18 protein-coding genes are annotated in these 24523 nt (G+C 54.2%); 13 read left to right on the top strand and 5 right to left on the bottom strand.

Features of this window, described 5'->3' with window-relative positions:
- Window positions 1–39: 39 nt before the first annotated feature.
- A complete protein-coding gene (gene mdh / locus PKO02S_RS11475; protein ID WP_127582803.1) occupies window positions 40–981 on the top strand; it encodes a malate dehydrogenase in 942 nt (313 codons plus the stop codon).
- A 137-nt stretch (window positions 982–1118) separates the two neighbouring features.
- Here mdh and PKO02S_RS11480 read toward each other — a convergent pair whose 3' ends face one another.
- From PKO02S_RS11480 to PKO02S_RS11495, 4 genes are all read right to left on the bottom strand, one after another.
- On the bottom strand, window positions 1119–1844 hold the full coding sequence (locus tag PKO02S_RS11480; protein ID WP_127582805.1) for an HIRAN domain-containing protein: 726 nt from the start codon (window positions 1842–1844) through the stop codon (window positions 1119–1121).
- The gene (locus PKO02S_RS11485; RefSeq protein ID WP_127582807.1) at window positions 1834–2802 is read right to left on the bottom strand and encodes a HipA domain-containing protein; all 969 of its coding nucleotides are present in this window, start codon (window positions 2800–2802) and stop codon (window positions 1834–1836) included. The genes PKO02S_RS11480 and PKO02S_RS11485 overlap by 11 nt, the downstream gene beginning before the upstream one ends.
- Before the next feature lie 176 nt (window positions 2803–2978).
- Entirely contained in the window at window positions 2979–3563 is a 585-nt protein-coding gene (locus PKO02S_RS11490; RefSeq protein WP_164821398.1) for a Uma2 family endonuclease, read from the bottom strand.
- Window positions 3564–3627: 64 nt separating this feature from the next.
- On the bottom strand, window positions 3628–4938 hold the full coding sequence (locus PKO02S_RS11495) for an MFS transporter (protein ID WP_127582812.1): 1311 nt from the start codon (window positions 4936–4938) through the stop codon (window positions 3628–3630).
- A gap of 234 nt (window positions 4939–5172) precedes the next feature.
- Between PKO02S_RS11495 and PKO02S_RS11500 the strand changes: the two genes are divergently transcribed.
- The 10 genes from PKO02S_RS11500 (at window position 5173) to PKO02S_RS11545 (ending at window position 21238) form a co-directional block, all read left to right on the top strand.
- Window positions 5173–6789: an extracellular solute-binding protein gene (locus PKO02S_RS11500; protein WP_127582814.1), complete on the top strand. Its 1617-nt coding sequence runs from the start codon at window positions 5173–5175 to the stop codon at window positions 6787–6789.
- 103 nt (window positions 6790–6892) lie between these two features.
- Window positions 6893–8683, top strand: coding sequence for a cache domain-containing sensor histidine kinase (locus PKO02S_RS11505; protein WP_127582816.1), 1791 nt, complete (start codon window positions 6893–6895; stop codon window positions 8681–8683).
- Window positions 8684–8731: 48 nt separating this feature from the next.
- Window positions 8732–10357 carry a response regulator transcription factor gene (locus PKO02S_RS11510; protein ID WP_127582818.1) on the top strand — a complete coding sequence of 542 codons (1626 nt, stop codon included), beginning with the start codon at window positions 8732–8734 and terminating at the stop codon, window positions 10355–10357.
- A gap of 99 nt (window positions 10358–10456) precedes the next feature.
- On the top strand, window positions 10457–12190 hold the full coding sequence (locus tag PKO02S_RS11515; RefSeq protein WP_127582820.1) for a type 2 periplasmic-binding domain-containing protein: 1734 nt from the start codon (window positions 10457–10459) through the stop codon (window positions 12188–12190).
- A 57-nt stretch (window positions 12191–12247) separates the two neighbouring features.
- A complete protein-coding gene (locus PKO02S_RS11520) occupies window positions 12248–15412 on the top strand; it encodes a lamin tail domain-containing protein (RefSeq protein WP_127582822.1) in 3165 nt (1054 codons plus the stop codon).
- 1118 nt (window positions 15413–16530) lie between these two features.
- The gene (locus PKO02S_RS11525) at window positions 16531–17391 is read left to right on the top strand and encodes an ABC transporter permease (RefSeq protein WP_246066936.1); all 861 of its coding nucleotides are present in this window, start codon (window positions 16531–16533) and stop codon (window positions 17389–17391) included.
- 16 nt (window positions 17392–17407) lie between these two features.
- Window positions 17408–18289, top strand: a complete 882-nt coding sequence (locus PKO02S_RS11530) for a carbohydrate ABC transporter permease (RefSeq protein ID WP_127582826.1) — start codon at window positions 17408–17410, stop codon at window positions 18287–18289.
- A gap of 55 nt (window positions 18290–18344) precedes the next feature.
- A complete protein-coding gene (locus tag PKO02S_RS11535; RefSeq protein ID WP_127582828.1) occupies window positions 18345–19958 on the top strand; it encodes an extracellular solute-binding protein in 1614 nt (537 codons plus the stop codon).
- Window positions 19955–20749: an HAD family hydrolase gene (locus tag PKO02S_RS11540; RefSeq protein WP_127582830.1), complete on the top strand. Its 795-nt coding sequence runs from the start codon at window positions 19955–19957 to the stop codon at window positions 20747–20749. Before PKO02S_RS11535 ends, PKO02S_RS11540 begins: the two co-directional genes overlap by 4 nt.
- Before the next feature lie 90 nt (window positions 20750–20839).
- Complete coding sequence (locus PKO02S_RS11545; RefSeq protein ID WP_127582832.1) at window positions 20840–21238, top strand: hypothetical protein; 399 nt, start codon at window positions 20840–20842, stop codon at window positions 21236–21238.
- On the opposite strand, the gene yfbR is transcribed toward PKO02S_RS11545, so the two are convergent.
- On the bottom strand, window positions 21235–21876 hold the full coding sequence (gene yfbR, locus PKO02S_RS11550) for a 5'-deoxynucleotidase (protein WP_127582834.1): 642 nt from the start codon (window positions 21874–21876) through the stop codon (window positions 21235–21237). The two genes, PKO02S_RS11545 and yfbR, sit on opposite strands and share 4 nt — an antisense overlap.
- Window positions 21877–22041: 165 nt before the next feature.
- Here yfbR and PKO02S_RS11555 point away from each other — a divergent pair, with 165 nt between their 5' ends.
- Together PKO02S_RS11555 and PKO02S_RS11560 are read left to right on the top strand one after the other, a co-directional pair.
- The gene (locus PKO02S_RS11555) at window positions 22042–22923 is read left to right on the top strand and encodes an AraC family transcriptional regulator (protein ID WP_127582836.1); all 882 of its coding nucleotides are present in this window, start codon (window positions 22042–22044) and stop codon (window positions 22921–22923) included.
- A 58-nt stretch (window positions 22924–22981) separates the two neighbouring features.
- Window positions 22982–24451, top strand: a complete 1470-nt coding sequence (locus tag PKO02S_RS11560) for a methyl-accepting chemotaxis protein (protein WP_127582838.1) — start codon at window positions 22982–22984, stop codon at window positions 24449–24451.
- Window positions 24452–24523 lie beyond the last annotated feature (72 nt).

Here is a 24523-nt window from a genome sequence, read left to right on the forward strand (position 1 = left end):
TCTATATAAACCATTTTTTCAATAGGAGGCCATAACTCCATGGCGATCAAACGCAGAAAAATTTCCGTTGTCGGCGCAGGCTTCACCGGGGCTACGACCGCCCTGATGCTTGCGCAAAAAGAATTGGGCGACGTCGTGCTGTTGGACATCGCTCCATTGGAGAACCCAACAAAGGGCAAGGCGCTCGACATGCTTGAGGCCAGCCCGGTTCAAGGCTTCGACAGCAACATTATCGGTACGGCCAACTATGAAGACACCGTAGGCTCCGACATCGTCATCATCACCGCCGGCATCGCCCGCAAGCCGGGTATGAGCCGCGACGACCTCGTCACTACGAACGCCGGCATCGTGAAATCGGTCTGCGAGAACGTCAAGAAGTATTGCCCTGAGTCAATCGTGATTATCCTCAGCAACCCGGTCGACGCCATGACGTATGCGGCTTTCGAGACGCTCGGCTTCCCGAAGAACCGCGTCATCGGCCAATCCGGCGTGCTCGACACGGCTCGGTACTGCACCTTCATCGCGCAGGAGCTGAACGTCTCCGTCGAGGACGTACGCGGCGTCGTACTCGGCGGCCACGGCGACGACATGGTGCCGCTCGTTCGCTACACGAACGTGGGCGGCGTGCCGATCGAGAAGCTGATCCCGGCCGATCGCATTGAGGCAATCGTAGCGCGCACCCGGACGGGAGGCGGCGAGATCGTCGGGCTGCTCGGCAACGGCAGCGCCTACTATGCGCCGGCGGCTTCGCTCGTGCAGATGACGGAAGCGATTCTGAAGGACAAGAAGCGCATCCTGCCGACGATCGCCTTGCTCGAAGGGGAGTACGGCTACGACCGCTTGTTCATGGGCGTATTGACTATTCTCGGCGGCGACGGGATCGAGAAGATCATCGAGCTCGAGCTGACCGAGGCGGAGAAGGCTGCTATGGACAAATCCGCGCAGTCCGTACGCAATGTGATTCAAGTGGTGCAAGGGTAAGCGGAACGCGAAAAAGCGGTTGCAAGCACGGGAGTTGTCGGACTCCCTGGCCTGCAGCCGCATTTTTTGTTGAGAAGGTTGGGAAGGCTCCCGCATTAGCCACCTGATTTTTGGCTCATGGCGTGGTTATCTGCTCGTCATTGGAATTCGATTAAATATTTATACTCCTCAGGAATGTCTACGTCATGATCGTGAAATTTATCAGAGAAGACAAATGCAATTGGTCGTGCCTCCTCCCCAATAATTCCTACAATCATAGCTTCTAGCTTTAAGTCGTTAAGAATAAATTTGTAGCAAACTTCATTGAATGGCCTAGGCATATATCCAACCCTGACATTATTATTTTTTGGATCCGTCAGTTCTAGTGCATACTGATCCCACGGGTTGTTCAAATCAATTCCAATATTTAATACATCCTCAACCTCTAATAGTCTATTAATGGTTTTCGTGTAAGACCATCCAGCAACTTCGAAACTAAACAGAAGCTGTCCGTTTTTGAATACAATGGGATTTAGAAAACTAACAGAATCAGTTGCGAGTCTGCCTTTGGTTAAACTTAAGTAATCCCAATTATGGTCATTAGATTTGTTTTGTCCATGGTCTTCAATAAACTTTTTGAAAATTGCCCTTGATTGATGCGGCAATCGTCTCTCAAAAACAGAGAATAACTTTTCACTTCTGTAAACTTTATTAACATCACTCAATCCAATAAAAGGTTTAAACCCTTCATCATTTGCTTTTTCAACCTCTGTTAGGTTGTAATAAAAACAATAAATTTCTTCGTGTTTTTCCAGCACTCCGACCAAGTAATTGATTTTTGTATTTGGACCTTTCCAGCTTAAAAGCAACTTATTATATTCCACCTAAATACCTCTTTTCCAGATAATCTCGTCTGGACTTAATTAATTGATAAACGAACCTTCTATGCTGAGGAGACATAACCTCCTCGGGGATTTGCTCCATTATTCGTTTCAGAATATTATCGTCAAGGTTTTTTATTAATTTTAACTGCTCAACTACTTCGGATCTAAAAGAAAAGACTTTATCAAATAGCTCGAAAATATTGAGACGTTTCCGAGTCCACTCTGTTTCCCACCTGATTAGCGTCGATGATCTGGATCCATACAGATAAGAACTAAACATTTGTGGATCACGAAGCATTAATTCGACATTTCGAGTAGGGAGTTCTCTTCCTAGAGAAGATGAATTGTCATAAAGTGGAGAAAACCTCTGAACACCTGTGATCTCATTACGTATTATCCCAAAGTTATCTTGATGTCTATCTGTATTTCCGATTAATGTATCAAACACAATCATGCGAAATAAGTCATCTAACATGTTATGTTCACTGAATAGTCTTTCTAAGAGATCATAGTTGTATATTTTGCTTTGTCCCTTAAGTTCTTTTCTATCATACGTTTCGTCTATCTCCATGATCATGTCGGCGCCTTCAATCAGGCTTTCTTTTCCTTCTTCTAAGAAGGAGTAGCATAATGATCCATAAATCACTTTTGTCGAAGGGATCTTTCTTGGTTCAATTCCATAGTAAGATGTCGATTCGTCAGTTAGTGCGAGTGAACCGATTTCAACTTTCTGAGTAGTAATACCAATTATCTCTCCAATTTCGGATGCAATCTTCTCAGCCCATGTTTCTCCACTGACCTCTGTAAGCAGTGTCCAATTCTCATTGGTGTATGATATCGGCAACTTAAAAAGAACTAGCTCATTTGAGTGGGGATGTCTATACCACCTTTTCTCCTTTGAGCCCGAAACTTCTTTGTTTTCATAACTCCAGCCCGAAATATCTACAACTTCAATCATCAGACAATCACCCGTACCTATAATGGTTTATTATATCATCGCTGTTCAAATAATCATAAAAACTTGCCGTTCCTCGTGAAACGGTGGTCTATGCTGAGGGAAGTTCTTTGCGGGTATTAGGAAAGTGTTTGACAGGTCTTATCCCTGACGAAGGGGGTTTCCGAAGATTCTTGTATTTATCGTGGCTCCTGAAAACGGGCGATCGAGGCGAATACCGCATCAAGATCGATCTCGATGCACGGGATCAAGTCCGACACCAGCTTGTCTCCGTGGCCATAAGTGGTGTGCAGCTGAAGCATCTTGCCGTCGTGCACATATTGATCGATCGTATGATGAATCGGATCGACGATCCAGTACTCTTGGACTCCGAAGCGTTCGTAGAGTGCCTTTTTGCGAACCTTGTCGTGGCTCCCGCTGCTCGGCGATAAGATTTCCACCAACAGGTCGGGTACGCCTTCGATTCTACGATTTGAGATGATAGAGCTGTTTTCATTTCGAATAAAGATAAGATCTGGCTGTACCGTGTTTTGTTCATCCATATGGACGTCCATTGGTGCAACGATGATAATGCCGTTATGGATGCAAGTCGTTCGGAGGGCATAATTCAACTCGGTGACCATGACTTGGTGGTCAACAGTAGGAGAAGGTTTAAACTCGTAATGAATACCGTCAATGGTCTCATATCGATCGTTCGCATCATAAAACTCGGATTGCTCTTTGACTCGATCTATTGGTTGCAGCGGGTTCTTGCTTTTGGTCATCGAAATCGCCCCTGTTCCCTTTTTCTTACAATCAGTATAGCATACTTGTCCATGTCCTGAAACGCTACTCCACTTCGCGGAACCGCTCCTTCCTGACGAAGAAGAAATAGAACAGGATCGAAATCGACGTGTAAACAACGGCAGTGATTGTAAATGCATAAGCATAGCCGTAATAAGCGCCATAGCCCGCTACAAGCCCGGTGCTAATCGGTGAGGCGAGGAACCAGCCGAGATTGAACATCGCTTCGCCGGAGCTGGAGGCGAGGCCGCGCATGGAGCGATCGACGTATTTCATCTTGATCGAGCTGTAGAACGGGTTGGCCGCATTCATGAGCGCTTGACGCAGCAAATAGCCGCCGGTGGCTAATAACAGATTCGTCGTGTACGCCGTCAGCAGCATAAACGGAATCGAGCTCAGCTGCGGCACTACGACCGCTCGGGCGTCGCCCAGCTTGCGAGCGATCGAAGGACCGAGCAGGAAGGCAAGCGCCGTCGCGCCTTGGCCAAGCGAGACGATGAAGCCGATCATCGTTGTCGAGACGTCGAACCGATCCTCGAAGTAGACGTTCAAATAAGGGATGATCATTCCTCCGGCGGTGGACGACAGCAAGCTGAGCAAGGCGAACAGCCCGATCACCTGCAGCGACGACCGCTGCACGGGGCTCAGGCGCTGCCACTGCCAAAGCCGCGCTTGACCTTGATCAGCCTTGCCACCGGCGCCACTACCACCGCCATCCGCCCGCACCACCTTCGCCTCGCCCCGGTCCGGCCCGTACATGAGCACGGGAATAAGCCCCATCGCGGCGGTGCCAACCCCGATAAGCAGCGTGAGCTGCAGGCCGCCGGCGGCGGACATGCCGAGCGCATGTTCGAACAGGTCGCTCAGGAAGCCGCCCAGCATGTTGCCGATGACGTTCGCGAACATGACGAGCGCCATGTTGAAGCTGAACAGATGCACGCGCTGCGCCGGCGTCGAGTTGTTGGCCATAAAAGGCAGCACGGTCGCCGAGACGATCGCCCCCGCGATGCCGCCCAGGAACGATGTGATCAGCAAACCTTCGCCGGTCACCCACAACGCTCTCGCGCTGTAAGCGGCGACCACGCCGAACAGCCCGAACGCTACCATCCGTTTCGAGCCGTACTTGTCGTTCATCATCCCGGCGGGGATAAGGATCAGAGCGGCGGCAATCGCGGTTACGCCAACCAAATGCCCAACCATAGTTTGCTCATAGCCGAGCGCCCGAATATACAGATTATAGACGAGCGAGAACATGCCGAGTCCGAAATTCCAGACAAAGTTGAACAAGAAGAACAGCCGGATGTTCCGGCTGTATTCCGAGAGCTGAGTTTTCCATTCATAGAGAAAAGTAGACATGCTACTAGAGTAACCGAAATGCGGGAGCACACTCTAGAGCTAAAATTAGGAAGGCCTCCCAAAAGGATAGTTGACAAGCGCCTGAATCGTCCCCTACATTTAAACTAGGTTAACACAATCGTATCCTTCACGCGTCATCCGTCAGGCCGAACGTCGGTCTAGGCGGGTTGGCGTGTCCGTGATGCACCCGAACGGGTGTTTTTTTCTAATCTTTTTCAGGGAGGGGGCAGCAGCATGAATCCATCACCGCTGAGAGCAAGACGACTCGGCCTCGCGTTGGCCTTCTTGGGTACAGCCCTCCTGGCGACCGCCTGCGAGCGGGGAGCCGCTCCTCCAGATGGGCCGACCCGCACGGGGGAGTCGCTCGCCAATCTTAACCCTACGGGTTTTCCGATTGTAAAAGAACCGATCAAGCTCACTTTTTTCTCCCATAAATCGAATTCCAATACGGGCAATTGGAACGACGCGCTCATATGGCGCGAATACGCGAAGCTGACGAACATCCAAGTCGATTTCCAGCTGACGAGCGTCGATGTGCTGCCCGAGAAGCGGAATCTCATCTTCGCGAGCGGAGAATTGCCGGACGCCTTCCATACCGCCATCTTGCCGACCAACGATCTCGTCACTTACGGAAGTCAGGGCGTGCTGCTCAAGCTGAACGATTTGATCGACAAATATGCCCCCAATCTCAAAGCGTACATGAATGCGTATCCGGAAATTCGCAAAGGGATGACGATGCCGGACGGCAATATATATGCGTTCCCGAGCCTGATCGACCCCGGCTTCACATCGGCGATGATCGGCTCTCAGCTATGGATCAACGAGAAGTTTCTGGAAACGCTCGGCCTGCAGACACCGCAGACGACGGAAGAGTTGTATCGGTATTTCAAGGCGGTGAAAACGAACGATCCGAACCGCAACGGCGTGAACGATGAGATTCCGCTGGCGCTGAGCGACATCAACTGGCTGATCGATCAGCTCAAGGGAGCGTGGGGACTCGGCAACCGTGGCACCAACCATCCCAAGGTGGACGTCGATCCCGTGTCAGGCAAGCTGCGCTACATTCCCGCCGATCCGGGTTACAAGGAGCTGCTGCAGTACTTGAACCGCTACTACGCGGAAGGCTTTTTCTACAAGGATGTATTCACGATGAAGCCGACGGAGATCAATGCCAAGTTTCCGGACGGGCTGTTCGGAGCTACGATCGGCGTCAATCCGAATGTGTCGATTCAAGGTGTAACCGGTTACAAGGGTGTCGGGGCGCTCAAAGGCCCTCAAGGCGATCGTCTGTACTCACGGGTGAAGTCCTATATGCCTCTGGTGGGCGGTATGTCCATTACGAACAAAAATCCGTATCCGGAAGCTACGGTGCGGTGGGTCGACTATTTTTACGGGGATGAAGGGATCAAGCTGTTCCTGCTCGGCGTGAAGGACAAGAGCTATGTGGAGCGCAACGGGAAAATCGAATGGATCGACGAAATCAAGAAGGACACCGGCACCATCGGCAAATATGTCACATGGGCGGGTGGCTGGTACCCTTCCGTACTGAAGCAAAATTACTTCCTGGGCCATGAAGCCGATCTGGAGAACCTGAGAGTGTCCGAGCTGATCAAGCCGTTTTTCCCTAAAGAAATTTGGCCGTCGTTCAGCTATACGAAGGAAGAGGTAGGCGCGTTCACAGCACTTGAATCCGATTTGAATAATTACGTCAGTGAGATGACGATGAAGTTTATTACGGGGAGCGTGCCGTTCCTGAAATGGGATGAATTTGTCGATACGCTTCGAAAAATGGGATTGGACCGCTATCTCAAGCTTTACGCCGCCGCCTACCAACGCTACAAGTCCAGCTAGACGCCGCGCACATTATAAGCTTTTTCCAATCGAAGGATAAAGTTTGTGGAATGCCGGCCCCGTCCCGTTCGTCTACAATGGAGAGAGGGGGAACGGTCTCCGAATGAAGCTGAATCCAGTACCCAGAGCGAATTTGCGGACGAAGCTCGTCCTGCTCTACATGCTGACGATAGCGCTGCCGCTCGTGGCGGTCGGCTATATCGTTATCTCGGTGTACGGCAGCAAGGTGGTCGAGCAGACGACGAGCATTACGCGAGAAAATACGATCCAAACGGCGCGCAACCTCCAGGTTATGCTCGCTCAATATGTGGAAATCGTCAACCGGTTAAGCTATGACCAGCAGTTGAACGATTATTTGACGCCTTCACGGGTGTACCGGAGCGATCTGGAGAGCATCGACGCGTATTCGCTCTACCTGAAGCCGGCTACGTTTTACGATTACAATTACAAGGAACTGGACGCGCAAATTAAAATTTTTTTCCAAAACGAGACGTTGCTGCAAGACGGAATCATGTTTCTCCATGCCGACTTCGAGGTGCAGAATCTCGCGGAGTATCGCTCGGCGCGGGCGGCGGAAGGTAGGCTCGTGTGGGGGACCGCGCTCGGCCGCATCTATATCGCGCGAGCGATGTACAACGTGCAGGGGCAGCTGGTCGCCGTCGTCTCGCTGCAAATCCCGGAAAGCCGTCTCCGCTCGCTGATCGACGAGAGCGAAGGCAGCGGCAAGACGGTGCTGATCGCGGACAGCCGGGGCAGCGTCATTACCTCGAGCGACCGAGGACTAGTTGGGGATTCATTGCTCGGCCGCGCTTATTTCCGACCGGTGCAACAAAAGTCCGCCCCGTTCGATTACGTGGATCCCGAGACCGGCAAGTCTTTCAAGGTCATTGAGGAAAGCTTGAGCGACGGGCAGCAATTTCTCGATTGGCGGCTGCTTACGCTCGTGCCGCTCGACAGGATCATCAACGAAGAGAAAACGATACGGCGCGTATTCCTGCTCGTCAGCTTGGGCGCGCTGCTGCTCTCGTGCGTCATCTTCCTCTCGGTGCTGAACCGGATTACGACGCGGATCAAGCTGCTCGTCCGCAAGATGCAGACCGTCAAGCAAGGAGAGCTTACGATGATGAAGGAGACCGGCGTGTCCGACGAGATCGGGGCGCTCGCACGCAGCTTCAACGACATGATCGAGCATCTGCAGCGTTCGATCTATGAGAACTATGAGGTGAATCTGCAGCTCAAGGATATTACGATCCGCAAGCAGGAGGCGGAGCTGTACGCCTTGCAGAACCAGATCAATCCGCATTTTCTGTTCAATACGCTGGAGTCGATCCGAATGGGGCTGCACAACAAAGGCGACGCCGAGATGTCGGGGCTCGTGCTGAAGCTGTCGAAGCTGTTCCGCAACACGCTGTACTGGCAGGGGGAGCTGATCCGGCTGCACGAGGAGTTGGAGATGATCGAGAGCTACCTGACGATCCAGAAGTACCGGTTCGAGGACCGCATTCAATACAGCCTCGACTTGCCGGAGCTGCTGCGGGACGCCTATGTGCCGAAGCTGACGATTCAGCCGATCGTGGAGAACGCCGTGAAGCACGGGCTCGAAGGCATCTCCGGCAAAGGTCTCATCACGATCGCGGTGCGGGAGGAGCGTCCCGGTGTCATGGAGATCGCCATACAGGACAATGGCTCGGGCATCGCGCCCGAACGGCTCGCGCTGTTGACCGAGGAGTTGGCCAGCCACGATCTTAAGAAATCCAAGAGCATCGGCATGAAAAACGTGCAAGACCGGCTCCAGCTGCATTACGGACCGGAATATGGGATTACCGTATCGAGTGAAGGCGAGGGCGTACGCGTGACCGTCACGCTGCCGATCCGATATGAGCTGGGGCATTGAGTGGAGAGACGGCAGCAGCAATGTTTCTAATGGCGGGAGGGTGACAGCATGTTCAAAGCGCTGATCGTGGACGATGAACCTCAAATCCGCAAAGGGCTCCGGACGATTATCCCTTGGGAATCGTACGGGTTCACCGTCGTCGGGGAAGCGGCGGACGGTTTGGAGGCGCTCCGCGCTGCTCGCGAGCAGCAGCCGGATCTCGTCATCACCGACGTCAAGATGCCGGGGATGGGCGGGATGGAGCTGTCCCGGGAGCTGAAGGCGGAGCGGCCGGAGCTGCAGGTGCTCGTATTGAGCGGCTACAACGAGTTCGCCTTCGCCAAGGAAGCGATGCAATACGGGGTGGCGGATTATTTGCTCAAGCCGGTCGATCCGGCCGAGCTGACACGCTCGCTGGAGCGGGTGTACGACCAGCTATGGAACGGCTTGCAAGAGCGGATGCAGGAGAAGGAGAAGGCCGGGCGGTTGAAGGACTATTTCCTGAACAAGCTGATTCGCGGTGAAATTTACGGTCATCCCGTGCAGGAAGCCTTGAAGTACGAAGTGCAACTGATCGCCGAATCGTTCGCCGTTGTCGTCATCTCGATCGACCGCTATGGAGAATTTCTCCTGTCGCTGCCCGGAGAGGAGATCGGCTGGCGGCGTTATGCGATCGGCAACGTGATCCAGGAGCTGCTGCCCGCGAACGGCTATCTGTTCGACGTCTCGGAGCAGCAGTTCGGCGTGCTGCTGGCGTCAGGGCCGGAAGAGAAGGGCGTCTGCGACTTGCTCCTACGTAGAGCTCGTTCTTTCGCTGAGCTCGCGGCGGAAAGTGTCGCCAGGTATGCCAAGGAGCAGGTGACGATGGGCGTCGGCGAAGTCGTCCGGAAGCCTGAGGATATCCGGCATGCGTACCGGACGGCGCTTCAAGCGTTGGAGATGAAATTTTACTCGGATGCGGAATTTGTGTTCGTTTACGAATTATCGTCGGATGCCATAGATCGAGCGGGCTCAGGTACGCTTCCTTGGGACGACGCGGGTTTGTTCCCGGCGATCCGGGACGGGGCCGAGGATCGGCTGCGCAGCGAGATCGATCGGTTGCTGGTGCCGCTGTACGGGAAGCCGATTGCGAAGGATACGCTGAAGTTTGCCGTCGTCTCCACGATCATCCGGCTCGCGAAGATGACGGAGGAATTCCACGGCGAGTGGCAGTCGTTCTACACCGGCAAGTTCGGCGAGCTCGAGCGGATTCTGGAGAAGGGCAGCCTGAAGCAGCTGAACGCCTTCCTCCTGGCGCTGGGCCTGCAGATCGCCGGTCATATCGATACGCTGCGCACCCGCAAGATGGACGGACGCGTGCGCGAGATGCTGGATCATATCGAGCAGCATTACTCGGACGACCTGAACTTGAAGGAGCTGTCCAAGCTGTTTTTCGTCAATACCGTCTACCTCGGGCAGCTGTTCAAAAAAGAGACCGGCGAATATTTCAACGATTACATTAATAAGGTGCGAGTCGGACACGCCTGCAGACTGTTGAAGGAGACAGGACTCTCCGCAGCGGAAATCGCCGAGCGGGTCGGCTACAAGTACGTCGATCATTTCTACCGGCAATTCAAGCTGCTGCATGGAATGAACCCGGGGGAGTTCCGACGGCAAAGCCAACGTCCCGCCGCCGATCCTCATTCTTTAATTTAACCAATGCATTCTTAAGATTTGTGGAGTGCCGCTTCCGCTCGGGTTTCTTATAATCGAGTCAAGAAGCGGCCTCGCGACTAACCGGGGGGAGCGAGCGGCATGCAGACTTGGAGAAGAACAGTACGAATGGCGGCTGCTTTGCTTCTGCTCGGCTTGATGACGGGCTGTTTCGGAGCTGAGAACGGAGAGGAGGAAAATAACGGAAACGGACGATTGGACGCCGGACCCGGCTTGGATTCGTCGGGCGTGACGCTCACCGTATTCGGGGCCGCCGATGCGTCGGTGCTTCGCCAGCCGTTCCAGGACGACGAGGTGATGCGGGAGCTGGAGCGGCGAACCGGAGTGCGGCTGGATTTCAGCCCCAGCCTGAATGTGACCGATGCTGCCGTCAAGCTGTCCGTTATGCTGGCGAACAAGGAGCTTCCCGATTTGGTCATCTACAATGCGATGGCCGATCGCTCCAAGGTGCTGAGCGCCAAGGTCGCTCGCCCGCTCGATGAACTGATTGAGAAGTACGGTCCGGACATTCGGAAAAATGCGGCAACCGCGCTCGAAATCTCCAAGTCCAGCAACTCGGATGAGACGCACAGCCTGTATTTCCTGCCCGGAGGAGTAGGCGATGTGCAGTTCTCGCCGCTGATGAGCGACAATACCTGGAATTTGCGCTGGGACTTGTACAAGCGGCTGGGGTATCCCAGGCTGGATACGCTCGATGATCTGCTGGATGTGCTGGAGCAAATGCAGAAGACGGAGCCCGTCAATCGAGATCGAAAAAAAACATACGGCTTCGGCTTAAATCTGGCGGACGGTTCGGGGCATCTGCAGTTGGATCGGGCGATCGCCAACCTGCAAGGGTATGTGCAGGCTTCCTCCTACGACGCTTACTTGGAGATGGGGAGCGGGCGGCTCGTTCCTCGCGTCTCGGATGCGAACAGCGTGTTCTGGAAGGCGATGAGGTTCTACAATCAAGCGTATCGGCGCGGACTGCTCGATCCGGAGTCGGCTACGATGAAAGCAGTGACGCTGACCGCGAAGTATAAGAGCGGGCGGTACTTCGCCAGCCCTTCCCATGCTTTGCTGGGAGGCGCGGATTCCGTCTTCCTGTCCAACGGCGACACGGAGAAAGGCTTTGTGCCGTTCCTGATCGAAGCGAATCCGGAGCATATTTTCGCGGGGCAGGCTACGTACAACGGTAACGCGTTCGAGCTGTTCATCCCCAAGACAAGCAAAAATGCCGAAGCGGCGATGAAATTCATCAACTACCTGTACACCTATGAAGGAGCGGAGCTGCTGCTGAACGGCATCGAGGGTAAACATTACGATATGGCCGGCGGTGTCCCGATTATCCGCGATGCGGAGCTGGAGGCCAGGCGCAGCGATCCGAACCATACGATCCGAACCGGAATCGGGAAGTACAGGAATTTGCTGCGGTTTAAGCCGGAGCGGGACCCGCGCGGTTTTCCCGTCCAGTTCGAGGATGTTCCCGAAACAATGAAGCGGCTGGTGACCCCGGTGCAGAAGGACTTCATGGAACGGTATGGGTATAAAACCGTAACCGAGCCGTTTACCCGCATTCCGACTTATGTGTTCGACACGTCCTTGCTCGGAAGCTTGTCCGTGCGCCCGGGCAGCGACGTACAGGCGAAGGAGCAGCAGCTGAACGCCTATTTGACGGCCAATATCGCAAGAGTGTTGTTCCAGAGGACGGATGAGGAGTTTGAGCAGGCAAAGCGCAAGCTTCTGGAGGAGTATGCTTCGAAAGGGGCGGCAAGCGTGTTCGCCTATTACAAGGAACGCTATGAGGAAACGATACGGACGATGGGGCCGCAATAAGGCCAGTCGTTATAGAAAATGTAAAGCGCTTTCATTATCCAATAAGGAGTGTTATGGATGCGTCAATTTGGTCGTTGGAGTTTAATTGTGCTCTTGGCGGTCGGTGTTCTGCTGCCTGGAAGCTTTACCGGTCTTGTGCCTGGCGAAGGGACGGCGCTGGCCAGCTCGACTGTTCCTGCCTTGACTGTTACCGAGATATTGGCGAATTCCAACGGGGACTCCGGTTCGATTACGGATTCCTATGAGTATGTAGAGCTGAAGAACAACTCGAATAGCAGCATTGATCTGAGCCATTACAAGTTTATTTTCTGGTACACGCCCACTGCTTCTGTGACTTGGGACCTGACGACGAGTCAGACGCTGGCGGCGGGTGCAGTTCGCGTCGTCTGGATCAAGAACACGTACGCTCAGGGCAAGACGCTGGCGAACTTCAACAGCCACTACGGCACGAGTTTTACCAGCTCGACACTGTATACGCTCGATCTCGGGGCGAACGGCGGTCTCGGCAACACCGGAATCAAGAAGCTGATTGTCGCGACAGATGCAGGAGCCGAGGTGTGCATCGCCAAGTATAACGATCGGATTTTCAACAGCACCACTTTGGATGAAGATGCGACGGTCGAGAATAGCAGCATCGTTTACGAGTTTCCCGACTACCTGGTAGACGGCAACATCACGATGCGCAAAACCGCAGTGAATCAGAAGCCGACGCCCGGCACCGTACCGGCACCGCCGAACATTTGGATTACGGAGCTGATGGTCAATTCCTCCAGCCCGGTCGATTTGAACGAGGCGTTCGAATTTATCGAGCTGTACAACAATACGGGGTCGGCGATCGATCTTGCCGATTATACGATTCGCTACTACTGGAACTATGCCAACTTGGCGAATTATTACGACTATAACTTAACGGCAAGCAAGAGCATCCCGGCATACGGGTACATGATTATTTGGACGCGCGGGACGCAGAGCAACGGGTATACGCTCTCCCAGTTTGCCGACCATTACAATTTGCCCAGTACGTATTTGACCTCCTCCAAGGTGTATGAGCAAACACTCACGCAAACCCAGGGTATGGGCAACGACGGGCAAAAGACGGTGGAGCTCCGCACGGACGGCGGCACGGTCATTGTCAGCGCGACCTACAACGACGGCACGGCAAGTCCGGGCAGTACGACGATCGATACGGCCACCGATACGAGTGTAACTTACGGATATCCGGTAGACGGGACTAAAAAGATGCGCAAGCTGGCTAGGGGCCAATACCCGACACCGGTGAGCCCTTACAATTTCTACAACGGCCAGCTGCATAACCATACGAAGCATTCCCACGAGGGCTCGACCGCGGCGACGAACACGCCTGCGAATGCCTATCTTGCAGCCAAAGCGGAGGACGGCGACTTCTATGGTCTGAGCGACCACTCGGAGCGGATGGACTGGGGCGATCCGAATGCGGCGAACGGCGAATGGGTCGACAACAAATACCAAGCCGACTACGCGACGGTGCCGCATCAATTTTCGGCGTTCTCGGGCTTCGAGATGACTTACAATACGACTTCGGGCATCTGGGGGCATGCGAACATCTTCAATGTCCCTTGGATTGTCGACCGGCACGATATGATCGGCGGAGAGCAGTACAACATGCACCATCTATGGGACGATCTCGCCGAGTACCCGGAGGCGGTCGTGCAGATGAACCATCCGAGCGCCTATTGGGGAGATTTCGAGGATTTCGATTATTACAATCAGGCGGCGGACGACCAGACGGCGCTGTATGAGCTGCAGGCCGGCTCGCTCATGCTGGAGCACTTCGACAAATACTTCCGTGCGCTGGACAAAGGCTGGCATCTGTCGCCGACGCTCAACAGCGATATTCACAACGAAACGTGGATGCAGAACAACGACCGGACGATCGTTATGGCGGAAGCGAATACCCGGGAAGCGATCATGGATGCGATTCGCGCCCGAAGAACTTACGCTACGTTCGGCGACCGCGACTTCAAGCTGATCTTTGAGATCAACGGCAAGCCGATGGGCTCCCGCCTGACGAATCCGGGTTCGACGCTGAACGTATCCGTAGTGGCGGCGAATCCGACGAACGATACGATATCGAAAATTACGCTGTACGGCCCAGGCGGGCAAGTGCTCGGCTCCCAGACCTACAGCTCGCGGATGGCGCATTACACGGCTTCCATCGCGCCGCGTTACAAGTATTACTTCGTCAAGGTCGAGCAGACCGACGGCGATTGGGCAGTGTCCGCGCCGATCTGGGTGAACGATTCGCCGGGGACGGAGCTGACGATGAGCACGCAATCGACGGCTGTCTCGGGCGTGCCGGTGCAGATCAATGCGGGCGTGAAGAACACGACGGGCAGCACGTTGTCGAATGTGTTGGTTGAGTTCTACAAGGACGACTTCACGACGTCGACCGACAACTATGCGTCGGGGAATAAGCTGGGCGAGGTAACGCTTGCCTCGATCGCTTCCGGTGCGACCTCTACCGCGTCTTCGACTTGGGCGCCGACGGGCGGGGCGGGCACTTACACGGTGCTGGTTCGGGTTACGGCAACGGTCGGCGGAGTGAGCAAGTCGGTGACGGGCGGCATTCATTTGCCGGAAATCTATATCACCGAGATTGTGGCCAATTCCCCGGGAAATGTTGGCGGCGATGACGGCAACGGAGTAGGCGATTATATCGATGAAGACTATGATTTCGTCGAGGTGTACAACAATTCGAAGAACACGGTCAACCTGAAGGATTACAAGCTGAAGGATACGTACGAGACGGCTGTCGACATTACGACGGACTTCTATATCCCTGCGAAGACGGCCAAAGTGATCTGGTTCAAGAAGACGGGAAGCACGAAGACGCTGTCGCAATTCAATGCAGCGTACGGGACAAGCTTGACGAACAGCGATGTGCTGCAATTGTACCAAACGAGCGTAGCGCGGGCTGACAATCCGCTGCGCTACAGCGGCATGGCGCGCATCGAGCTCGTGCGCGATTCGGACGGCGTCAGCATCCTGCAGGCGCGCTACAACAACGGCACGAACGTGCGCGAGGTGCATGGGCCGGCCGGCACGCACGGCACGCATTCCTCCGTGGACGGGAAGGCGCTCAAGTTCAAGTACCCGGTTAACGGCTCGTACTACATGCAAGAGATGGCATCGAATATTACGCCTACGCCGGGAACGGTTACTAGCGATCAGATCGCGCCGTAACGAATAGAGCAGGGAGCCGTACGGTGAAGGCAGTATGAGGAAAGCTCGGATTAGGAGAAGGAGACAGAGACGCATATGGATTTGCAGATGGAGCAATTCGGGCTTCGGCCAGTAATACGATTAACGTAACGCTCACTCGAACCCCGCGTTTGGTGCACAATCTCTCGTAGCCAACCAGTAACCAAGCGCTAAATCCACACGATCGCCGAAAGCTGCAGCATTTGTGAATCACTTTTCGCTTCGTGCGAACCGAATTTCGCAAGCGCGCTGAGAAATATCCCAACTATGAACTCAAGTACATAAATCGAGAAGCCAGCTTCCCAAACTTTGTACATAGGTTCATAGTTCGTCTGGTTGCCCCTTAATGACGGAAAATTGGTTCATAGAATATGAACCTGGATTCATAGGGGTCACTCCGGAAACGGGAGACAATCAGCTGTACAACAATTCTACATCTGAAGCCCAAAACGCCCCCATATCAGCCGCAGTTGTAGAGGATTTGTACATCTGCGCGCAGAATGGGGCTGTTTTCGCAGTCAAAGTATAAAAAGTCAACATCCGAACGGCAAAAATCAGTGTCAGTTGTACAGAATGTATACATCTGAGGCGAGTTTAAGCCAATTTCAGCCCCTAGTTGTACAAACCTTATACATCTGAGCGAAACGCTCAACGGTAGGCGACGTGGGGATGATTACTCGGTGGATGGAATGGAATGCAGTTGGTAGGTAGAGCAGAGCAGTAAGCCGAAGCATGTGAATTTCCATGCCTAGAAGGGGATAAGGGATGGGCTAAAGAGAGGGGCATTACAAACCAACATTCCGTAAGTAACGCCTGCAAGTTTGTTAATTGCGGTATTCGTTTGCTTCGCTAGAGGACCGTCAGGGTGATCATCCCCGATCGGGTTTTTCTTTATTTATTCCAACCCGGACCTTTAATTTGTGGAATGTGGCGCCTGCCGCCCCTCTTTATACTGAAAACGTAGACACCAAGCACTCTCAAAAGAAAGGGGCGATCAACCCATGGAACAGACGGTCCGGCCATCCGGACAGCTGCACGCGGCCGGCAGGAACCGGTTCTCCCCTGCACTTAGGCGCATCCGCAAATACTGGCAGCTCTACATGCTGCTCATTCCCGTCATCGCCTACTACGTCATCTTCCACTACGTGCCGATGTACGGCGTACAGATCGCCTTCAAGGACTTCCTGGCGGTCAAGGGCATTCTGGGCAGCGAATGGATCGGCTTTGCCCACTTCGAACGATTTTTCGACAGCTATTACTTGTGGAGGCTGCTCCGCAATACAATCGGCATCAGCTTGTACGAGCTGGGCGTGTCGTTCCCGCTTCCGATCGTGCTGGCGCTGATGCTGAACGAGGTGAGGCAGGAGAAATTCAAGCGATTCGTGCAAACGATTACGTACGCGCCGCATTTTCTCTCCACCGTCGTATTGGTCGGCATTCTGTTCCTGTTCCTGTCGCCCTACGGCGGCATCGTGAACCAGTTTCTCGGCCTGTTCGGCATCGAGCCGATCGCCTTTATGACCGACCCGGCCTGGTTCAAGACGGTGTACGTATTCTCCGGCGTGTGGCAGCAGATGGGCTGGAGCTCGATCATCTACTTGGCGGCGCTCTCCAGCGTGGACCCGCAATTACACGAAGCGGCCAAGGTTGACGGAGCGAGCCGGTTCAAGCGGATCGTCCACATCAACATCCCTTGCATCATGCCGACCATCGTCATCCTGCTGATCCTGAACGTCGGCACGATCATGGGCGTCGGCTTCGAGAAGGTGTTCCTGATGCAAAACCAAGTCAACATCGAGGCATCCGAGGTCATCTCGACCTATGTGTACAAGACGGGCATCATCGGCTCGCAATTCAGCTACTCGGCGGCGATCGGCCTGTTCAACTCGGTCGTCAACTTCATCCTGCTGATTGCGGTCAACCAGGCGGCGAAGAAACTGAACGAAACCAGCTTATGGTAGGAGGAGGCATTTTCCAGTGAAATCCAATATCGGCGACCGATTGTTCGGCGCATGCATCTACGCCTTTCTCCTGCTTATCGTCATTCTCGTGCTGTATCCGCTGCTCTTTATCTTGTCCGCGTCGGTAAGCGATGCGAACGCCATCCTGCGGGGCGAAGTATGGCTGCTCCCTAAAGGATTGCACCTAGGCGGTTATACGAAGGTGCTGACCAACAACGATGTATTGATCGGGTATGGCAACACGATTCTGTATACGGTGCTCGGCACGGCCATCAATGTCGTCCTGACGATCTGCGCCGCTTATCCGCTATCGCGGAAGCAACTGCTCGGCCGAAACGCCGTCACGCTATTCCTCGTGTTCACGATGTTTTTCAGCGGCGGGTTGATTCCGACTTACTTGCTTGTGAAAAGCCTCGGCATGCTGAATACGATCTGGGCCATGATCATCCCGACGGCCATCTCGGTCTGGAACATCATCATCATGCGCACGTTTTTCCAGTCGAGCATTCCGACAGAGGTGCAAGAGTCCGCGGAGATTGACGGCTGCTCGGAGCTCCGGATCCTGTGGCGCATTGTCCTCCCGCTGTCGATGCCGATCATCGCCGTTATGATTTTGTTCTACTCGGTCGGCCATTGGAATTCCTACTTCAGTGCGCTGATCTACCTGAGCGACCGGGAGAAATTCCCGCTGCAGCTGTTTCTCCGGGAAATGCTCGTGCAAGATTTGATGACCGAATCGATCTCCTATCTGAACAAGGATCTGGTCAGCCAGATGATGAAGGCGGAGACGGCGAAATACGCGGCGGTCATTATAGCCAATCTTCCGATTTTGATGCTGTACCCGTTTTTGCAGAAGTATTTTACGAAGGGTATGCTGGTGGGCGCTATTAAGGGCTGAACAAGCCGTCTTGATAGAAAAACGATTTCTACTCAATAGGAGGTCCGAACCGCAAATGAAAAGAAAAAAAGTGTTGTGGGGCAGCTTGACGGCGATGGTGGCGTTATCTCTACTCGTCGCATGTAGCAGCAAGGAGGAGCCGGGCACATCTGCGTCGACAACGCCCGCGAAATCGGCGGAGCCGGTCTCGAATTTGAATCCGACGGGGTTCCCGATCGTCAAAGAACCGATCAAGCTGACGTTTTTCAGCAGCAAGTCGAACTCGAACTTAGGCAACTGGAATGACACGACGATCTGGAAAGAGTACAAGAAGATGACGAACATCGACGTCGATTTCCAGCTTGTGCCGGTTGACGCTTTGGTCGAGAAACGGAATTTGGCGCTTGTCGGCGGCAGCCTGCCGGATGCATTCCACACTGCGCGGCTTACCTCGGTCGATCTGGCCAACTATGGTTCCCAAGGCATTTTCATCAAGCTGAACGACCTGATCGACAAGTACGCTCCGAACCTGAAGAAGATTATGGAGAAGTACCCGGATGTCAGAAAAGGCTTGACGATGCCGGACGGCAACATTTACTCGTTCCCGACCTTGATCGATCCGAACCATACGTCGAGCATCATCGGCTCGCAGATGTGGGTCAATCAGGCATTCCTGGATGCGCTGGGCATGAAGATGCCGGAGACGACCGACGAGTACTACAACTATTTGAAAGCGGTTAAGACGCAGGATCCGAACAAAAACGGCAAGCAGGACGAGATTCCGTTCTTGGCGAGCGGCATCACAATGCTGTACGACCACATCAAAGGCGCATGGGGGCTTGGAACGCGAGGCAACACTCATCCGCGCGTCGACGTCGACCCAGCTACGAACAAGCTTCGCTTTATCCCGGCCGATCCGAAATACAAGGAAGTGCTGCAATACCTGAACAAGCTGAACAGCGAAGGGCTGTTCTACAAAGATATTTTCACGGTGACAACCAATGATGTGACGGCAGGCTTCACCCCAGGGGCTGTAGGCAGCTCGCTCTACTTGAACCCGAACATTACGTACCCGAACATCACCGGCTTCAAGGGTATGCCGACGCTGAAAGGGCCTAACGGCGACAAGCTGTTCTCCCGCGCCCGCTCCTTCATGGTGCTGACCGGCGGGATGGCGATTACGAAGGCGAACAAATATCCGGCGGAGACGGTTCGTTGGGTCGACTACTTCTATAGCGACGAAGGCAGCAAGCTGTTCCGCATGGGTGTCAAGGACGTGAGCTATACAGAGACAGGCGGCAAGGTTGACTACGTAGAAGCGCTGAAGAAGGACGCGAGCCAGATCGGCAAACATGTGACATGGGCCGGCGGCTGGTACCCGGGAATGGACAACCCGAACTACATCATCTCCTCCGAGAGCGATCCGGAAAATATGCGCGTCTCCGAGCTGATCAAGCCGACGTTCCCGAAAGAAATTTGGCCGGAATTCACGTATGCGAGCAACGAGATGAGCGAGTTCAAGGCGCTGGAGACCGACCTGGGCACGTTCGTGGACGAAATGATGGCGAAGTTCATCAAAGGCACAGCATCGTTCAGCGATTGGGACAACTATGTAGCGCAGCTGAAGAAGATGGGACTTGACCGGTATATGAAAATTTACGAGCAAGCGTACGAGCGGTATAAGAAATGAGTCGTCCGTTTCCCCGTTTGTTCGTAACGGACTTGGACGGCACGGCGCTTGGAGGCGGCTATCGGCCGTACTCCAGGCTGCCGGACGCGTTCGCATCGTTCCTCGACCGGCTCGCCGCGCGCGGCTGCCGCTGGGCTACTTGCACGACATGGGAGCTGCCGGCACAGCTGAATTTGCTCTATGCGAGCGCTGTGCAAACTCCTCCGGCTTATGTAATTGGAGGTTCGGGTTTGTATTTGACCGCCTATCAGGAAGAGCAACTGGAGAAGGTGCAGCCTTATACAGGGCGGATGGAGAGAATGCTCGAGGAGACAGTGCGGGTGGAGCTTCATCCGCTTATGAAGGAAATCGCCGCCCGCTTCGATCCGGTCCTTACGCAGTTCAACGGGTATTGGTATTCGATGACGGTGCGGCCGGAGGACACCGGGCGAATGCTGGAGGTGACCGGGAGTTTGGAGCGTCGTTACCCGGGTCTCCACATCGAGCGGATTCCGGCGGAGAACCGATTTTTCGTCCATGCCGCGTTTATGAGGAAAGGAACGGCGGTTCGGGAGCTGCAGCGGGTGGCCGGCTTAACGCCTGACGAGATCGTTGTCGCAGGCGACGAGCGGATGGACCTGAGCATGATGGAGCCGGAGGTCGCGCAATACGCCGTGTGCCCGGACAATGCTCAGCCGGCTGTGAAGGAGCGTGTGCGGGCGAATGGGGGATGCATAGGAGAAGGCACCTGCTCGGACGGCGTAATTGATGCGTTCACCAAGCTGGCTGCGAAACACGGCTGGTCCTTCTAGTCGTTCAAGCGCGTTGGGAGTTTGTACCCTGTCCGGATTTCCGCTATACTACTAAATGTAACCAACAACGGACAGGGGGATTGCCTAACCATGTATGATACGTTCAAATGGATTCATGTCATTTCCGCCATCGCGCTGCTGTTCTATGTGATTGTCCCGTTCTTGAGCGGAAGCGCTGCCACGCCAACGACCGCAGCCGGGCTCCATCGATTGAATCGGATCGGCCAATATATCCTGATCCTCGCCTTCCTGACCGGCGGCTATATGGTCAGCCGCGCCGGCTTGTCCGGCACCTGGATGGCCGCGGCCATCGTGCTTATCCTGGTCATGTTCGCCATGGCCGGCATGATGGGCGGCCCGCTCAAGCGGCTCAAGAGCGGCAGCTCCGGCACATCCGACCATGTGAGGAAGCTGCGCACATTCAGTCTAGTCTGCGCGATCGCTTTCATTATGCTGATCGTGCTGATGTACAACCCGACGTTATTCTAATTCGAGTCGGTCGGAGACGCGTCCGTGTCCTCCGCCAGCTCGTCCAGCGTCTTCTCGAAGCTAGGCGCCAAATGCTCCAGGAAGTACTTCAATTCGGGCATGTTCATCTGAGCGATGGACTGCTCGATTTGTTTTTTGGCCATCGAAAATTCGCGGTTGCCTGCCGACAGTTCGGTCACGCATTTCAAATAAGCGTCGAGCAGGTCGGCGGCCTTGATATATGTTTTGTGCTCCAGCTGCTCGGGCGTAAGCTGAGACTGACGGTGCCGGGCCGAATCGCCGATCAGCGGCGCGTACACGTTCTTGAGCGGCTCCGGGACCATGTTCAACAGGCGCGTTGCGGCCAAATCCTCGATCTCGCGAAAATTGCGCAGAATGTCCTTGTTGTGATGTTTGACCGGTGTCGGGATATCTCCCGTGAACACCTCCGTCACATCGTGGAACAGCGCACGCGTAACGATATGCTCCGTAGGCACGCTTTTGCCGAACACTTCATTGGCAATTGTACACAGCGCATGCGTGAGCAATGCTACCTGGAACGTATGCTCCGCGACATTTTCCTTCAGCACATTCCGCATCAAACTCCAACGCTCGATATACCGCAATCTGTACAAATACGCGTAAAAGTGGCTATCCATCGGACTCCGAGCTCCTATATTCCGTTTCAGGCTCCTTCATCGAACCCGTGTTCCCATTATACTGAACTTCGCGTAAGAATCCAAGACGATCGCTGCGACAAGCATGTATAATAAAAGCCATAGTGTATTCATACAGGAGTAAGACATGTGCGGGAGGCAGACGGAATGAACTATCCAGTGTATCAGGACGCGGTGGCATACGCCATGCAGCAAAAAGGCAAGCTGCCTTGCTATGTTCTCCGGAACACATTGACGAAACCTTCCGAGCTGCATCATCACGACTTCGTCGAGTTAAGCTTTGTCATCGAGGGAAACGGCACGGAAACGATCAACGGCATCCAGCATCGGATGTCCCCGGGCACTGTATCTTTTCTGCTGCCGCATCACATACACCGCATCGTAAGCGACGATCCCCTTTGCCCGATTCGCCTGTACAGCTGCATGTTCGATATTCGGCTGCTGTTCGAGACACAGAACGACGCCGAGCTTGGCCGCCTGCTGCTGCAGACCGGGCGCCAGCTTCCTTCGCATTACGACCTTCGCGGCGAACAGCTGGTGAAGATGCGACGTTTGATGGAGGAGCTCGCAGCCGAATTCGAGGGCGATGCATTCGGGCGTCCGATCCTGATGCGTCACAAGCTGATCGAGGCGCTGCTGCTGCTGATGCGCTGGCGGCATGCCGAGAAACCTTTCCGGCTGCAAGACGGAGTATTGTCGTCGATCCCGATCTCCAACATCCTTCAATACTTGCATCTCAACTATGCCGAGCCGATTTCGCTCAAGTCTTTAGCCGATACGTTCAACTGGAGCACCTCTTACATAAGCCGTTCGTTCAAAGAATATACGGGGACCAGCTTTCTGGACTATTTGCACCAGCTCCGCATCCAGAGCGCCTCGACGCTGCTCATTACGACGCAGATGCAGATTACGGACATTTCCGTAGAGGTTGGGTTTGAGCATTTCCGCACGTTTTCGCGCATTTTCAAGGAGTTGAAAGGCATAACGCCGCGGGGTTATCGGATGGCGCATGCGCAGAGGCTGGAGTAGTTTGCCAAACTGTGCTATCATAAACGACAGATTTCGATAGAGGAGAGGGAGTAATAGGATGGAGCAGTTGGCGATTCTACATCGAAGAAATCGGCTTATGGTCTATATTCTATGGTTCTCGTTGGTGCTCGGGATTGCTACGAACTTAGCGACCGGAGCGACCCCGACGAATACGTTCGTCCTGGTTACGGTTGGCGGAATCATTGCCATTCTGGTGACCGTGTTCTCTTGGAGACGATGGCTCGCGGAAGGGATGAAATATTTCGTAGCCTTATCGCTCGCCGTCATTACGTTTCTAATGATTTCGACAACCGACAGCTTTGCCACTTACTTGCTGATTTACTATAGCCTTGCGGTCACTACCCTTTACAACAACTTTAGACCGATTCTGCTATCCGGCGTGTTCGCGCTCGTCTTCACCAACTATTTCTTCATAACCGAGAGGGAGACTTTATTCGCGGGCTTCAAGGACGAGAGCTTGATGACGTTCAATCTGTTCGTCGTATTAATCACAGGCGGACTGATGGCCTCCGGGCTATTCGGAGAACGTCTTCGCAGAGATGCCGAATCCGGTTACAACCAGGCGATACTGGCGCAGGAGCGGACGGAGAAAACCCTAACGGTTGTGGGTAAAACGATTGAATCGCTGGATCGCTCCAGCTCGGGCCTGCGGGAGCACGCCGACTCTGTCGGACAGATCTCCAAGGAGATGACGGCTGCCTTCACTGAAGTGGCGAGCAGTACGCAGCAAGTCAATATAAGCCTGAACTCCGCCGGCGTGTCCGTGCATCACTTGAACGAAGAGACGGCCGTGATCGTCGATTCTACCGCCGTGCTGCGAGAGCTTAGCAGCTCCAACGCCAGCCTGACCGATGCCAGTATGGACCAAGCCGGTGTGCTCGGGGAGCAAATGGCTCAAGTAAAAGCGATCATGGATACGACCGTCGCGCTTATGCAGGAGCTGGACGAACAGAATCGTCAAATCCTGGAGCTGGCCGGTACGATCAACGACATTTCGAATCAAACGAACTTGCTCGCTCTGAACGCCGCGATTGAAGCGTCCAGAGCCGGGGAGCATGGTCGAGGATTCGCAGTTGTGTCTTCCGAGATTCGCAAGCTGGCGGAAAATGCAAAACGGTTTACGGAAGAGATCGAGGGCATTCTGGAAGGGATTTCGAGTAAAACGGCGCATGTCTCCGAGCTTGTCCGGGCGGGCCATCAATCGGTTACGACCGGCCGAGAGACATCGATCGTCATGGAGCAATCGCTTCGCGAAATGGTCGGCAATACGGTAGAGCTGGCGAAACATGCCAAGGAGTCGGCGGAATCCGCCGCAAGACTTCGAAACTCCTCGTTGACGATTACTACGGAGATGGACGCGATCTCCAGACTGACGGAGCAGAATATGACGACCGTCGAGCAGATTATGACCGGGATGGAAAGTCAGGACAGACGAATTACCGATATCGTCACCGGCATTCACGAGGTGGATACGACGGCGAAGGAGCTGCGGGAGAAAACGGCCTAAGCTCAAGCAAAAGACCGGCAATTGCGCGATGAGGCGCAGTTGCCGGTCTTTTTGTATAGGGCGGCGGGGCGA

It is taken from the genome of Paenibacillus koleovorans NBRC 103111, assembly GCF_004000845.1.
GTDB lineage: Bacteria > Bacillota > Bacilli > Paenibacillales > NBRC-103111 > Paenibacillus_AA > Paenibacillus_AA koleovorans.

What these genes read in the sequence shown, in the direction of transcription:
- PKO02S_RS11515 (WP_127582820.1), top strand. Translation starts at nt 10,457, where the DNA reads ATGCAGACTTGGAGAAGAACAGTACGAATGGCGGCTGCTTTGCTTCTG.
- PKO02S_RS11545 (WP_127582832.1), top strand. Translation starts at nt 20,840, where the DNA reads ATGTATGATACGTTCAAATGGATTCATGTCATTTCCGCCATCGCGCTG.
- PKO02S_RS11495 (WP_127582812.1), bottom strand. Translation starts at nt 4,938, where the DNA reads ATGTCTACTTTTCTCTATGAATGGAAAACTCAGCTCTCGGAATACAGC.
- PKO02S_RS11500 (WP_127582814.1), top strand. Translation starts at nt 5,173, where the DNA reads ATGAATCCATCACCGCTGAGAGCAAGACGACTCGGCCTCGCGTTGGCC.
- PKO02S_RS11525 (WP_246066936.1), top strand. Translation starts at nt 16,531, where the DNA reads ATGCTGCTCATTCCCGTCATCGCCTACTACGTCATCTTCCACTACGTG.
- PKO02S_RS11560 (WP_127582838.1), top strand. Translation starts at nt 22,982, where the DNA reads ATGGAGCAGTTGGCGATTCTACATCGAAGAAATCGGCTTATGGTCTAT.
- yfbR (WP_127582834.1), bottom strand. Translation starts at nt 21,876, where the DNA reads ATGGATAGCCACTTTTACGCGTATTTGTACAGATTGCGGTATATCGAG.
- PKO02S_RS11520 (WP_127582822.1), top strand. Translation starts at nt 12,248, where the DNA reads ATGCGTCAATTTGGTCGTTGGAGTTTAATTGTGCTCTTGGCGGTCGGT.
- PKO02S_RS11485 (WP_127582807.1), bottom strand. Translation starts at nt 2,802, where the DNA reads ATGATTGAAGTTGTAGATATTTCGGGCTGGAGTTATGAAAACAAAGAA.
- PKO02S_RS11535 (WP_127582828.1), top strand. Translation starts at nt 18,345, where the DNA reads ATGAAAAGAAAAAAAGTGTTGTGGGGCAGCTTGACGGCGATGGTGGCG.
- PKO02S_RS11490 (WP_164821398.1), bottom strand. Translation starts at nt 3,563, where the DNA reads ATGACCAAAAGCAAGAACCCGCTGCAACCAATAGATCGAGTCAAAGAG.
- PKO02S_RS11505 (WP_127582816.1), top strand. Translation starts at nt 6,893, where the DNA reads ATGAAGCTGAATCCAGTACCCAGAGCGAATTTGCGGACGAAGCTCGTC.
- PKO02S_RS11555 (WP_127582836.1), top strand. Translation starts at nt 22,042, where the DNA reads ATGAACTATCCAGTGTATCAGGACGCGGTGGCATACGCCATGCAGCAA.
- mdh (WP_127582803.1), top strand. Translation starts at nt 40, where the DNA reads ATGGCGATCAAACGCAGAAAAATTTCCGTTGTCGGCGCAGGCTTCACC.
- PKO02S_RS11540 (WP_127582830.1), top strand. Translation starts at nt 19,955, where the DNA reads ATGAGTCGTCCGTTTCCCCGTTTGTTCGTAACGGACTTGGACGGCACG.
- PKO02S_RS11510 (WP_127582818.1), top strand. Translation starts at nt 8,732, where the DNA reads ATGTTCAAAGCGCTGATCGTGGACGATGAACCTCAAATCCGCAAAGGG.